At 69.2% G+C, this 12,982-nt stretch carries 9 protein-coding genes; 4 read left to right on the plus strand and 5 right to left on the minus strand.

The window, feature by feature from the left end:
- The first annotated feature begins 275 nt into the window (after nt 1–275).
- Nucleotides 276–1,295, plus strand: a complete 1,020-nt coding sequence (locus tag ABZ928_RS01170) for a hypothetical protein (RefSeq protein ID WP_361514355.1) — start codon at nt 276–278, stop codon at nt 1,293–1,295.
- A 94-nt stretch (nt 1,296–1,389) separates the two neighbouring features.
- Here ABZ928_RS01170 and ABZ928_RS01175 read toward each other — a convergent pair whose 3' ends face one another.
- The 4 genes from ABZ928_RS01175 to ABZ928_RS01190 form a co-directional block, all read right to left on the minus strand.
- Nucleotides 1,390–3,519, minus strand: coding sequence for a 3-hydroxyacyl-CoA dehydrogenase NAD-binding domain-containing protein (locus ABZ928_RS01175; protein ID WP_361514356.1), 2,130 nt, complete (start codon nt 3,517–3,519; stop codon nt 1,390–1,392).
- Nucleotides 3,516–4,733 carry an acetyl-CoA C-acyltransferase gene (locus tag ABZ928_RS01180; protein WP_361514357.1) on the minus strand — a complete coding sequence of 406 codons (1,218 nt, stop codon included), beginning with the start codon at nt 4,731–4,733 and terminating at the stop codon, nt 3,516–3,518. Before ABZ928_RS01180 ends, ABZ928_RS01175 begins: the two co-directional genes overlap by 4 nt.
- 154 nt (nt 4,734–4,887) lie before the next feature.
- Nucleotides 4,888–5,925 carry a LacI family DNA-binding transcriptional regulator gene (locus ABZ928_RS01185; protein ID WP_361514358.1) on the minus strand — a complete coding sequence of 346 codons (1,038 nt, stop codon included), beginning with the start codon at nt 5,923–5,925 and terminating at the stop codon, nt 4,888–4,890.
- On the minus strand, nt 5,922–8,294 hold the full coding sequence (locus tag ABZ928_RS01190; RefSeq protein ID WP_361514359.1) for a glycoside hydrolase family 2 protein: 2,373 nt from the start codon (nt 8,292–8,294) through the stop codon (nt 5,922–5,924). Before ABZ928_RS01190 ends, ABZ928_RS01185 begins: the two co-directional genes overlap by 4 nt.
- Nucleotides 8,295–8,460: 166 nt before the next feature.
- Here ABZ928_RS01190 and ABZ928_RS01195 point away from each other — a divergent pair, with 166 nt between their 5' ends.
- The 3 genes from ABZ928_RS01195 to ABZ928_RS01205 are packed head-to-tail and all read left to right on the plus strand — an operon-like array spanning nt 8,461 to nt 11,557.
- A complete protein-coding gene (locus tag ABZ928_RS01195) occupies nt 8,461–9,774 on the plus strand; it encodes an ABC transporter substrate-binding protein (protein WP_361514360.1) in 1,314 nt (437 codons plus the stop codon).
- Nucleotides 9,774–10,715, plus strand: coding sequence for a sugar ABC transporter permease (locus ABZ928_RS01200; protein WP_361514361.1), 942 nt, complete (start codon nt 9,774–9,776; stop codon nt 10,713–10,715). The genes ABZ928_RS01195 and ABZ928_RS01200 overlap by 1 nt, the downstream gene beginning before the upstream one ends.
- On the plus strand, nt 10,712–11,557 hold the full coding sequence (locus ABZ928_RS01205; protein WP_361514362.1) for a carbohydrate ABC transporter permease: 846 nt from the start codon (nt 10,712–10,714) through the stop codon (nt 11,555–11,557). The genes ABZ928_RS01200 and ABZ928_RS01205 overlap by 4 nt, the downstream gene beginning before the upstream one ends.
- A gap of 30 nt (nt 11,558–11,587) precedes the next feature.
- Here ABZ928_RS01205 and ABZ928_RS01210 read toward each other — a convergent pair whose 3' ends face one another.
- Nucleotides 11,588–12,856 carry a ribonuclease D gene (locus ABZ928_RS01210; protein WP_361514363.1) on the minus strand — a complete coding sequence of 423 codons (1,269 nt, stop codon included), beginning with the start codon at nt 12,854–12,856 and terminating at the stop codon, nt 11,588–11,590.
- Nucleotides 12,857–12,982 lie beyond the last annotated feature (126 nt).

A 12,982-nucleotide genomic window follows, 5' to 3' on the forward strand; every position in this document is an offset into this window, starting at 1 on the left:
CCCGAGCCCCGAGCCCCGAGCTCCGAGCCCCGAGCTCCGAGCTCCGAGCTCCGAGCTCCGAGCTCCGAGCTCCGAGCCCCGAGCCCTGAGCCCCGAGCCCTGAGCTCCGAGCCCCGAGCCCCGAGCCCTGAGCTCGAAGCCCGAGGGACGCCCATCGCCCCCCGCGGGTCGGCCGAACAGCACCGCTCCTCGCGGCCGCCCGCCCGATCCGCAGAACAGCCCCGGACATAGGGGCGACCGGCCAGCCCGCGAAACGCGCCGCATAGAGTGAACCAGTGAACGGCGACTGGCTCCTCCGCGGCCGTGACGGCCGGCTCAGTGTCTATCTGCCGTCCGGTGAGGCCGTACTGTGCCGGGCCGAGCGCGGACCTGGCGGCCCCTGGGAAGCGACCCCGCGCAAGGTGGGCGGCGAGCAGAAGCTCCGCCCGGGTCCGGCGATCGGACAGGGCGTCGACGGCTACGCCCATCTGGTGTCCTGGCGGCCCACGAAGCCGGGCGAGTCCGGGCTCGTGCACTCCACGCACTTCCGGCCGCGGCTGGCCGCCCTCGACTGGGCCCCGATCGGCCACCCCGACAAGACCGGCGACCGCACCGGCGCACCCGCCGTCACGGTCGACGGCCAGGGCCGCGCCCACGTCTTCGTCCGCAACAAGGGCGGCGGCGTGAGCATGGTCGCTCAGAAGGAGAAGGGCGGCTGGGACCCGTGGCGGGACCTCAAGGGGAGTGACGTACAAGAGGACTTGGCGGCCGTGACCGGTGAATCGGGGTGCGTCGAGCTGTACGCGGCCCTCCCCGGCGGCATCCTCTACTGGCGCCAGCAGGAGCCGGGTGCTCAACCCGCCCTGGAGGAGGCCCTGGAGACCCCGGTACGGCCGGGCACGCTCCGGGCCCTGCCCACCTCCGCCGAGCACACCACGGTCTTCTACACCGACGACTCCGGCGACCTGTGCGCGTGGCGCCCGGGCAGCAAGCCCGTCACTCTCCTCCCGTCGGCAGGACCCGGCCCCGTCTCCGCCGTCCGCTGCGAACTCGACGGCCACGACTGCACGTTGCTCGCCCAGCGCTCCGCGAGCGGCCGCGTCGCCTTCGCCGCGTACCCGACCGAGCAGGAGTCGGCGGGCGCCTGGTGGACCGAGTCGGGCCCTCAACTCCCCGCGGACGCCGAGGTGTCACTGGCCACCGACGAGGACGGCAGGGTCGTCGCGGCGACCGTGTCCCCGTCGAGCGGCCAACTCCTGCTGACCCGGCGGAAGGACGAGCCGGGGCTGGCGCTGGAGGCGTGGCGGGAGGTGTGAGGCGGCCTCCGCCCCGAGAACCGAACGGCAAAGGGCCTCCGCCCGAAAGCGGAGGCCCTCTTCACGGCCGTACGGCTGTTACACCGACTGAGCGTTACGCCGGAACCGACGCCACGCCTGGAGCCAGGAACTTCTTGCCGTTCACGCGCTCCGAGACACCCTCGCGGTCCAGGTAAGGCGTGATGCCGCCCAGGTGGAAGGGCCACCCCGCGCCCGTGATCAGGCAGAGGTCGATGTCCTGGGCCTCGGCGACGACACCCTCGTCGAGCATGAGCCCGATCTCCTGGGCCACCGCGTCGAGCACCCGGTCCCGGACCTGCTCCTCGGTCAGGACGACATCGCCCTGCTTCAGGAGCGCCGCGACCTCGGGGTCCAGCTCCGGCTTGCCGGAGTCGTAGACGTAGAAGCCGCGCTTGCCCGCCTTGACGACGGCCGCGAGGTTCGGGGAGACCGTGAAGCGGTCCGGGAAGGCCCGGTTGAGGGTCTCCGAGACGTGCAGGCCGATCGCCGGGCCGACCAGCTCCAGAAGCACCAGCGGGGACATCGGCAGGCCCAGCGGCTCGACCGCCTTCTCCGCGACCTCGACCGGCGTGCCCTCGTCGATGACGTTCTGGATCTCGCCCATGAAGCGGGTGAGGATGCGGTTCACGACGAACGCCGGGGCGTCCTTCGTGAGCACCGCGGTCTTCTTCAGCTTCTTGGCCACCGCGAAAGCGGTCGCCAGCGAGGCGTCGTCCGTCTGCTCACCCCGGACGATCTCCAGGAGCGGGAGGATCGCGACCGGGTTGAAGAAGTGGAAGCCCACGACCCGCTCGGGGTGCTGGAGCTTCGACGCCATCTCCGACACCGACAGGGAGGACGTGTTCGTCGCGAGGATCGCGTGCGCCGGGGCGACCGCCTCGACCTCCGCGAACACCTGCTGCTTGACGCCGATCTCCTCGAAGACGGCCTCGATGACGAAGTCGGCGTCGGAGAAGCCCTCGGCCTTGTCCAGGACACCGGTGACCAGGGCCTTCAGGCGGTTGGCCTTGTCCTGGTTGATACGGCCCTTGCCGAGCAGCTTCTCGATCTCGGCGTGGACGTAGCCCACACCCTTGTCGACGCGCTCCTGGTCGATGTCCGTGAGGACGACCGGGACCTCCAGGCGGCGCAGGAACAGCAGCGCGAGCTGCGAGGCCATCAGGCCCGCGCCCACGACGCCGACCTTGGTGACCGGGCGGGCCAGCGACTTGTCCGGGGTGCCCGCGGGACGCTTGCCGCGCTTCTGCACCAGGTTGAAGGCGTAGATGCCGGAGCGCAGTTCGCCACCCATGATCAGGTCGGCGAGGGCGACATCCTCGGCGTCGTAACCCTGCTGGAGGTCGCCGTTCTTGGCGTTGGCGATGATGTCCAGGGCGCGGTAGGCGGCCGGAGCGGCCCCGTGCACCTTGGAGTCGGCGATGAACCGGCCGCGCGCGACGGCCTGGTCCCAGGCCTCGCCACGGTCGATGACCGGACGCTCGACCTCGACGTCGCCCTTCAGCACCTGGGCGGTCCAGATGAGCGACTGCTCCAGGAAGTCCGCACCCTCGAAGAGGGCGTCGGCGATGCCCAGGTCGAAGACCTGCTGGCCCTTGAGCTGCTTGTTCTGGTTCAGGCTGTTCTCGATGATCACCGAGACGGCCTTGTCGGCGCCGATCAGGTTCGGCAGGATCGTGCAGCCGCCCCAGCCGGGCACCAGGCCGAGGAAGACCTCGGGGAGCGAGAAGGCCGGGAGGGCCTTCGAGACGGTGCGGTACTTGCAGTGCAGACCGACCTCGACGCCGCCGCCCATGGCGGCACCGTTGTAGTACGCGAAGGTCGGCACGGCCAGGCCCGACAGGCGCTTGAAGACCTCGTGGCCGCCCTTGCCGATGGCGAGCGCGTCCTTGTGCTCCTTCAGCAGCTCGACACCCTTGAGGTCGGCGCCGACCGCGAAGATGAACGGCTTGCCGGTGATACCGACGCCGACGATGCTGCCGGCCGCGGCCTCCGCCTCGACCTGGTCGATCGCGGCGTCGAGGTTGGCCAGCGACTGCGGGCCGAAGGTGGTCGGCTTGGTGTGGTCGAAGCCGTTGTCCAGCGTGATGAGCGCGAAGCGCCCGGCGCCGAAGGGCAGGTCGAGGTGGCGTACGTGCGCGGACGTCACGACCTCGTCGGGGAACAGCTCGGCCGCACCCTTCAGAAGCTCAGCGGTGGTGCTCACTTGTCCCCCTCGAAGTGCGGGTTCTCCCAGATGACGGTCGCGCCCATGCCGAAGCCGACGCACATGGTGGTCAGGCCGTAGCGGACGTTCGGCTGCTCCTCGAACTGACGGGCGAGCTGCGTCATCAGACGCACACCCGAGGAGGCCAGCGGGTGACCGAAGGCGATGGCGCCGCCGTACTGGTTGACGCGCGCGTCGTCGTCGGCGATGCCGTAGTGCTCAAGGAAGGCCAGCACCTGGACGGCGAAGGCCTCGTTGATCTCGAACAGGCCGATGTCCTCGATGGACAGCCCCGCCTGGGCGAGCGCCTTCTCGGTGGCCGGGATCGGGCCGTAGCCCATGACCTCCGGCTCCACACCCGCGAAGGAGTAGGAGACCAGGCGCATCTTCACCGGGAGGTTGTTCTCGCGGGCGAAGTCCTCGGAGGCGATGAGGGAGGCGGTGGCACCGTCGTTCAGACCGGCGGCGTTGCCCGCGGTCACCCGGCCGTGGACGCGGAACGGCGTCTTCAGACCGGTCAGGTTCTCGATCGTCGTGCCCGGGCGCATCGGCTCGTCGGCGGTGACCAGGCCCCAGCCCGTCTCACCGGCCTCCGGGTTGGTACGGCGCACGGAGATCGGGACCAGGTCGGCCTGGATCTTGCCGTTGGCGTACGCCTTGGCGGCCTTCTCCTGCGAGCGCACGGCGTACTCGTCGGCGCGCTGCTTGGTGATCGTCGGGTAGCGGTCGTGCAGGTTCTCGGCGGTCATGCCCATGAACAGGGCCGACTCGTCGACGAGCTTCTCGCTCACGAACCGCGGGTTCGGGTCCACGCCCTCACCCATGGGGTGGCGGCCCATGTGCTCGACACCGCCGGCGATGGCGATGTCGTACGCACCGAAGGCGACCGAACCGGCGACCGAGGTGACGGCGGTCAGCGCGCCGGCGCACATGCGGTCGATCGAGTAGCCCGGGACGGACGTGGGCAGACCGGCCAGGATCCCGGCGGTACGGCCGATGGTCAGGCCCTGGTCACCGATCTGCGTCGTCGCGGCGATGGCGACCTCGTCGATCTTCTTCGGGTCCAGACCCGGGTTGCGGCGCAGCAGCTCCCGGATCGCCTTCACGACGAGGTCGTCGGCGCGGGTCTCGTGGTAGATGCCCTTCGGGCCCGCCTTGCCGAACGGGGTGCGGACGCCGTCGACGAAGACGACGTCCCTGACGGTACGAGGCACGATGGCTCTCCTCCAGATGCGGGATGGCACTGCTGGCACTGCTGCGCGGCGCATGCGCTGAGCGCGCGCTCAGGCCCATGCTACTTGTGGGTAACGTAGCTGCACAGTCCTGGAGGGGGGAGCGGCGAAGGTCACATCCGCGGGGGAGCGATGTTCACATCCGCGGAGGTGCCGTCGAGCCACGCGGAGTGAGTACGGGGGTGGGCACAGGGTGTGACCCCGGCCCCTGCCCGGTGATCACCCCGAACAGCGTACGAGCCGCCTCCGCCCCGAATCCGTGCACGTCATGGCTCATCGCGGACAACGTCGGATGCGTCAGTCGGCACAGCTGCGAGTCGTCCCAGGCGAGCAGCGACACATCCCCCGGCACGCTCAGCCCCATCTCCGCGGCCACTGACAACCCCGCCACCGCCATGATGTCGTTGTCGTACACGATCGCCGTCGGCCGGTCCGCCACGTCCGCGGTCAGCATGGACCGCGTGGCCCGCGCCCCCGCCTCCCCCGAGTAGTCGGTGGTGACCTGCCAGGCCCCCGCCAGCTCAAGGGAACGCGCCGCCTCGTCGAAGGCGGCGGTCCGCGCCGAGGTGTGCCCCAGAGCCGCCGCACCCCCCACCCGGGCGATCCGCCGATGCCCGAGCGCCGCCAGATACCGCACGGCCTCCGTCACGGCGGTGGCGTCATCGGTCCACACGGAGGTGAGGCTCCCGGTCAGCGAGGGGTGCCCCACCGCCACCACCGGCATCCCCAGCCGCTCCGCCAGCCCCACCCGAGGATCGTCGGGCCGGAAGTCGACGAGGATGGCCCCGCCGATCTGCCGCCCCCGCCACCAGGACTCCTGGAGCCCGACCTCCTCCTCCACATTCCGCACGAGCCGCAGCAGCAGCGCACACGAATGCTCGGTCAGCACGCTCTCCACACCGGAGATGAACTCCATGTAGAAGGGCTCAAGGCCGAGCAGCCGCGCGGGCCGGCAGATCGCCAGCCCCACCACGTCCACCCGCGACCCGGCCAGCGTCCGCGCCGTGAGATTCGGCGCCCACCCCAACTCCCGCGCGGCCCGGAAGATCCGGTCCCGGGTCGCCTCCGACAACCCCGGTTTGTGGTTGAAGGCGAGCGACACGGCCCCCTTGGACACCCCCGCACGCGCGGCGACGTCCTTGATGGTGACGCGGGAAGCCGGTTGAGCTGTCATCGTGCGGACTCCATGCAGAACAGGGCGGACCGGGCAGCGGCCGCATCAGGAGTCTCCCAGCCACTGACACCGATGGTGACCCGTTCCCCGGGCAGCAAGGTCACCAGCCCCCGATCGGCCCGAGCATCCGGATCCAGCCGATCGGCCTGAAGCAGCAGATCCCGTACGAGGGTATGGGCCGTCACCGTCACCGAACCCGGCGCGACCGCCACGTCGAACTCCGGCCGGGGGTACGGGATTTCACGGTCCGCCGCGGGAAAGTGACAGGCCCGCAGCCCGCCCGCGTCCCCGACCAGGAACTCCTTCGCCCCCGCGGGCTCCAGCTCCTTCGCTACGTCGAGGAGCGCGACGCCCCGCGCACCGACCCCGAACTCCACCTCCCCCTCGCCGATCACCTCCCCCTCCACCGACATCCGCCGCAGCCGCACACTCCCCGACCACTCCCCCGCCCCCTGATTGACGACGGCCAACACCAGCCCACCGCCCCGCACTTGAACCGTCAGCAACCGGTCCGCGTACAGCCGCCGCAGCTCGTGATACAGCGGCTTCTCCCGCCCGTCCCCGTCGATCGCCGCCCACGACGTCACGGGCCAGCAGTCATTCAGCTGCCACACGACGGTCCCCGCGCACACCGGCCAGTTGGACCGCCAGTGCTCGATCCCCGTGGCCACGGCCCGCGCCTGATTGACCTGAGTGAGGTAGTGCCACCGATCGAAGTCCCCCTCGGGAAAAGCGAAATGACGCTCAAGCCCCCGCCGCAGCTTCCCGTTCCCGTCCTCCGCCTTCTGGTGGTGCAGCATCCCGGGGGAGTCCGGCGCGAGCTCCTCACCCGGCAGCGCCCGCCGCAGGGTCGCGTACGCGGGCGGCGCCTGCCATCCGAACTCAGCCATGAACCGCGGCACTTCGCGCAGATACCCGGCGTAGTCCTCCCGGTTCCACACCTCCCACGAGTGACGCGTCCCGTGCGAAGGATCGTTCGGATGCCGCTCCCACGACCCCGACCAGGGACTCCCCGCCGTGTACGGCCGCGTCGGATCCAACTCGGCCACCACCCGCGGCAGTACGCCCAGGTAGTACCCCTCGCCCCAGGACTCCCCGGCGAGCCGCGCCTCCCACCCCCAGTCCCGGAACCCCCACAGGTTCTCGTTGTTGCCGTTCCACAGCACCAGCGAGGGATGCGGCATCAGCCGTACGACGTTCTCCCGGGCCTCAGCCTCCACCTCGCCCCGCAGCGGCTGCTCCTCGGGATACGCGGCGCACGCGAACGGGAAGTCCTGCCACACCAGCAGCCCCAACTCGTCGCAGGCGTCGTAGAAGTCCTCGCTCTCATAGATCCCGCCACCCCAGATCCGCACGAGATCGACGCCCGCCCCGGCGGCCTGCGCGAGCCGCTCCCGGTAGCGCTCACGGGTGATCCGGGACGGAAACACGTCGTCCGGGATCCAGTTGACCCCACGAGCGAAGATCCGCACCCCGTTCACGACGAAGGTGAACCCGCTCCCGTGCTCGTCCGCCGACCGGTCCAGCCCGACCCTCCGGAACCCGACCCGCCGCCGCCACACATCCAGCACGTCGTCCCCGTGCAGCAACCTCAACTCGACGTCGTACAACGGCTGTTCGCCGTACCCACGCGGCCACCAGAGCCGCACGTCCGGCACTTCGAGCCGTACGACCCCACGCGCCCCGTCGACCGCGGCCCGCACCCGGACCCCGCCGACCGTCGCCTCCACGTCGAGCGGCGCCTCGACCCGGGTCCGTTCGACGTCGACGGCCAACTCCACGACACCCAGGCCCTGTTCGACGGTCACGAGCGGCCGTACCCGGGAGATCCGGGCCGTCGACCAGTGCTCGAGACGCACCGGCCGCCAGATCCCGGCCGTCACCAGCGTCGGCCCCCAGTCCCAGCCGAACGAGCAGGCCATCTTGCGGATGTACTGGAAGGGCTCGTCGTACGCGGCCGGCCGCTCCCCGAGCCGCCCGCGCACCGCCTCGGCCTCGGCGTAGGCGGAGACGAACCGCACCGACAGCCGCCCTTGGAGGCCGGTCACATCGAAGCGGTACGAGCGGTGCATGTTCCGGGTCCGCCCCAACAGCCGCCCGTCCAGCAGGACTTCGGCGACGGTATCGAGCCCCTCGAAGACGAGGTCGGTCTGCTCCTGCCCGCCGCCGACCGCCCTCAGCTCGGTCTCGTACGTCCACTCCCGCCGCCCCACCCACGCCACCTCGGTCTCGTTGCGCCCGAGGAAGGGATCCGGAATGACCCCCGCGGCCAGCAGATCGGTGTGGACGCACCCGGGGACGGCGGCCGGGAGTGCGGCCCCGTCGTGCAGCAGGGTCCATCCTTCGGCGAGCGGTGTGGCCTGAAGCATGTACGCACTCCCTAAACCGATCAAGTCCAGAGCTACGAAAACATTTCGGCATCCTTGGCGGGATAGGGACTTTACCGGTTAAGACAACGCTGTCAGAGTTCCGAACCAGCCAACCCGCAAGTGCTCGTCCGTCCCGTGAACGTCCCGAGAACGGAGCTGATGCACAATGAACCGCCGTACAGTCCTGGCCCTGACCGTGGGAGCCGCCCTGCTCATCCCGGGGTGCACCGGCACCGGAGGTTCCACAAAAGGTGCCGACGCGAAGGCCGCTGACGACCCGTCAAAAGTCACCGGAACCATCAAGGTCCTCACCGTACGGACCGACCTCATCCAGGACGGCACGCTGAAGAAGTACGCCGCCGAGTTCAACAAGACCTATCCGAAGGTCAAGGTCGAGTTCGAGGGACTCACGAACTACGAGTCCGAGGTCAAGATCCGTATGAACACAGAGAACTACGGCGACGTCCTGCTGATCCCCGCGGTGATCAAGAAGGCCGACTACCCCAGGTTCTTCGCCTCGCTGGGCACCCAGGAGGAGCGCGCCAAGAAGTACCGCTTCACCGACTACACCACCGTCGACGGCAAGGTCTACGGCCAGACCACGAACGGCGGCATGCCCGGCTTCATCTACAACAAGCGCGTCTGGAAGGAGGCCGGGATCACCGAATGGCCCACCACCCCGGCCGAGTTCCTCGCTGACCTCAAGGCCATCAAGTCCAAGACCGACGCCATCCCGTACTACACCAACTTCTCGGCCGGCTGGACGCTCACCTCCTGGACGTACGTCGACGGCGCCGTCCACTGCGACCCGCAGGCGACCACCAAGCTCGCCGAGAGCGACCCGTGGGCGAAGGGCGCGGACCTGCGCGTGGGCGACACCCTCCTCTACGACATCGTGAAGTCGGGCCTGATCGAGAAGGACCCGACGACGAGCAACTGGGAGGAGTCCAAGCCCAGGACCGCCAAGGGCGAGATCGCCACCCAGTGGCTCGGCACCTGGGCCATCGTCCAGTTCCAGGACGCGGCGAGGAAGGCCGGCGCCGACCCCGACGACATCGGCTTCATGCCGTTCCCGTCCCAGACGGACGGCAAGTTCTGCGCGACGGTCGCCCCGGACTACAACCAGGCCGTCAACGTCCACTCGAAGCACAAGGAGGCGGCTCGCGCCTGGATCGACTGGTTCACCGACAAGTCGACCTACGTCGCGGACAACCTGGCCATCTCCCCGCTGAAGGACGGGGCGATGCCCAAGGTGCTCCAGCCGTACGAGGACGCCGGCGTCAAGCTCATCGAGGTCGACGACACCAAGGGCGCCGAGGTCAAGCAGATCGACAACACCTCCGAAGTCGGCATCTACGCCCCCGAGTACCGCCAGAACCTGGTCGACCTGGCCCGGGGCGCGCGCAAGGGCAGCCTCGACGACTTCCTCGCCGACCTGAGCAAGCGCTGGACGGACGCCCAGAAGAACGCGGGGTCCTGATGACGGACACCACCGAGAAGGCGGCCGTGGAGGTGATCCCGGCCGCCCCCGTCCCGGCCCCCGCCGCCCGCAGGCACCGCGTGTGGCGAGGCGTCACCCCCTGGCTCTTCCTCCTCGCCCCGCTCGCCCTCCTCGTCACCTTCACCTACGCGCCGATCGTCAACATGCTGGCGTACAGCTTCACCGACTGGGACGGCGTGAGCCCCGAACTCCACTACACGGGCGTCGAGAACTACCAGGAGGTCTTCACCCGCCCCGACCTGTTCGAGGTCTTCTGGGTCAGCGGCTACTACCTCGCCGCCTCCGTCATCCAGATCGTCGCCGCCCTCTACTTCGCCACGGTCCTGAGCTTCGACGTCCGCTTCCGGAACTTCTTCAAGGGCGTGCTCTTCTTCCCGTATCTGATCAACGGGGTGGCGATCGGCTTCGTCTTCCTCTACTTCTTCCAGGACGGCGGCACCCTCGACTCGGTCCTCAGCCTCTTCGGCTACCACACCGACCACGCCTGGCTGGGCACCCCGGCCTCCGCCAACACCTCACTCGCCGGCGTCTCGGTCTGGCGCTATCTGGGCCTGAACTTCGTCCTTTTCCTGGGCGCGATCCAGTCCATCCCCGGCGAGCTGTACGAGGCGGCCGAACTGGACGGCGCCAACCGCTGGCACCAGTTCCGCTACATCATCGCGCCGGGCATCAAACCGGTCCTGACCCTGACGGTGATCCTGTCCATCTCCGGCTCGCTCTCCGTCTTCGAGATCCCGTACATCATGACGGGCGGCGCGACCGGCACCGAGACCTTCGTGATCCAGACGGTCAACCTGGCGTTCCGCTTCAACAAGACGGGCCTGGCCTCGGCCGCCGCGGTGGTCCTGCTGCTGATCATCCTGCTGGTGACCTGGGTCCAGCGGCGCCTGGTCCCCGACGACAAGGTGGACCTCGTATGACCCGACCTCGTACGACCCGCCGCGCGGTGTCCCGCACCCTCGTGTACCTGTCCCTGATCGCCGCGACGGTGGTGGTCCTGCTCCCGCTCCTGGTGGTCCTCCTCACCTCCCTCAAGTCCGAGAAGGAGATGGCCAATTCGAGCGGCGCCCTCGAACTCCCGGGCAACCTCCTGAACTTCCACAACTACGCGTCGGCGTTCAGGGACGGCGAGATGCTCTCGGCGTTCGCCAACACGGCGATCATCCTGGCCGTCTCGATCGGCGGCACGGTCCTCATCGGCTCGATGACGGCCTACGCCATCGACCGCTTCACCTTCCGCTTCCGCAAGCTGGTGGTGGCACTCTTCCTGATAGCCGCCCTGGTCCCAGGAGTGACGACCCAGGTGGCCACGTTCCAGATCGTCAACAGCTTCGGCATGTTCGACACCCTCTGGGCCCCGATCGCCCTCTACATGGGCACCGACATCGTCTCGATCTACATCTTCCTTCAGTTCGTCCGCTCGATCCCGATCTCCCTGGACGAATCGGCCCGCCTGGACGGCGCCAACACCTTCACGATCTACCGCAAGATCATCTTCCCGCTGCTGAAGCCGGCGATAGCGACGGTGGTGATAGTGAAGGGGATCACCGTCTACAACGACTTCTACATCCCCTTCCTCTACATGCCCTCGGAAGATCTTGGCGTGATCTCGACGTCCCTGTTCCGCTTCCGAGGCCCGTACGCAGCCCACTGGGAGGTGATTTCGGCAGGAGCGGTCTTGGTGATCCTCCCGACGCTGATCGTCTTCCTCAGCCTGCAACGCTTCATCTACAACGGCTTCATGCGAGGAGCGACCAGGTGATGAGCGCCCCGACAGGGGCGCGGCGCCGTATCAAGCGGTCAACGCACTCACAAGAACCGGAGTGACAAGCTCAACCTGCCAGGGCCGAGCCCCCAGCCCCGCAAGCGCGAGCCCCACCGACTCGGCGTCCACGCTCGCCGGCGGCTCCCAGCAAACCCGCCGAACCGTATCCGGAGTGATCAGATTCTCCTGAGGCATGTTGATCCGCTCGGCCAGCGCGGAAACACCGGCCCGAGCCGCCGACAACCGAGCCGCCGCAGCGGGGTCCTTGTCGGCCCAGGCCCGCGGCGGCGGCGGTCCCGTCACCGGCTGCCCAGGCGCGGGCAACTGCGCCTCGGTCAGCCCCTTCGCCCGATCCACGGCCGCCTGCCACTGCTCCAGCTGCCGCCGCCCCATCCGATGCCCGAACCCGTTCAACGCGGCCAGGGCCTGAGCATTGGCAGGCAGCGACAAGGCGGCTTCGACAATGGCCGCATCCGACAACACCTTGCCCGGCGACACATCCCGCCGCTGGGCGATACGGTCCCGCGTCTGCCACAGCTCCCGCACGACCGCCAGCTGCCGACGCCGCCGCACCTTGTGCATCCCGGACGTCCGACGCCAGGGATCCTTACGAGGCTCGGGCGGCGGAGCCGAGGCGATCGCGTCGAACTCCTGCCGCGCCCACTCCAGCTTCCCCTGCCGGTCCAGCTCCTTCTCCAGCGCGTCCCGCAGATCGACGAGAAGCTCCACGTCGAGCGCGGCGTACCGCAGCCACGGCTCGGGCAGCGGCCGGGTGGACCAGTCGACGGCGGAGTGTCCCTTTTCGAGTACGAAGCCCAGGACGCCCTCGACCATCGCGCCGAGGCCGACCCGGGGGAACCCGGCGAGCCGTCCGGCGAGCTCGGTGTCGAACAACGATGTCGGCAGCATGCCTATCTCGCGGAGACAGGGCAGGTCCTGGGTGGCGGCGTGCAGCACCCACTCCACTCCGGAGAGCGCCTCGCCGAGCCCGGAGAGGTCCGGGCAGGCCACGGGATCGATCAGTGCGGTTCCGGCGCCCTCGCGGCGCAGCTGGACCAGGTAGGCGCGCTGTCCGTACCGGTAGCCGGAGGCGCGCTCGGCGTCGACGGCGACGGGGCCGGAGCCGGCCGCGAACGCGGCGATCACCTCGGCGAGGGAGTCGTCGTCCGTGATCACGGGCGGAACGCCCTCTCGGGGTTCGAGCAAAGGAATCGGCGCCGGTTCGACGTCGTCCGGAGGGGCGCCTCCGGTGGTTCGCAGTGAGCTGTCTGCTGCGGTCTCTTGGGCGTCGGTCACATGTCAAGGGTATCTGTGTATGGACAGCGCCCGCCGACGGAACGTTCCGTCGACGGGCGCTTGAGGGTCGTAAACCAGTCAGGTCAGTGAATGATCCGGTTTGCGTTCGGGGAGGGGGCCGGGAGG

It is taken from the genome of Streptomyces sp. NPDC046909 (assembly GCF_040644695.1).
Lineage (GTDB): Bacteria > Actinomycetota > Actinomycetes > Streptomycetales > Streptomycetaceae > Streptomyces.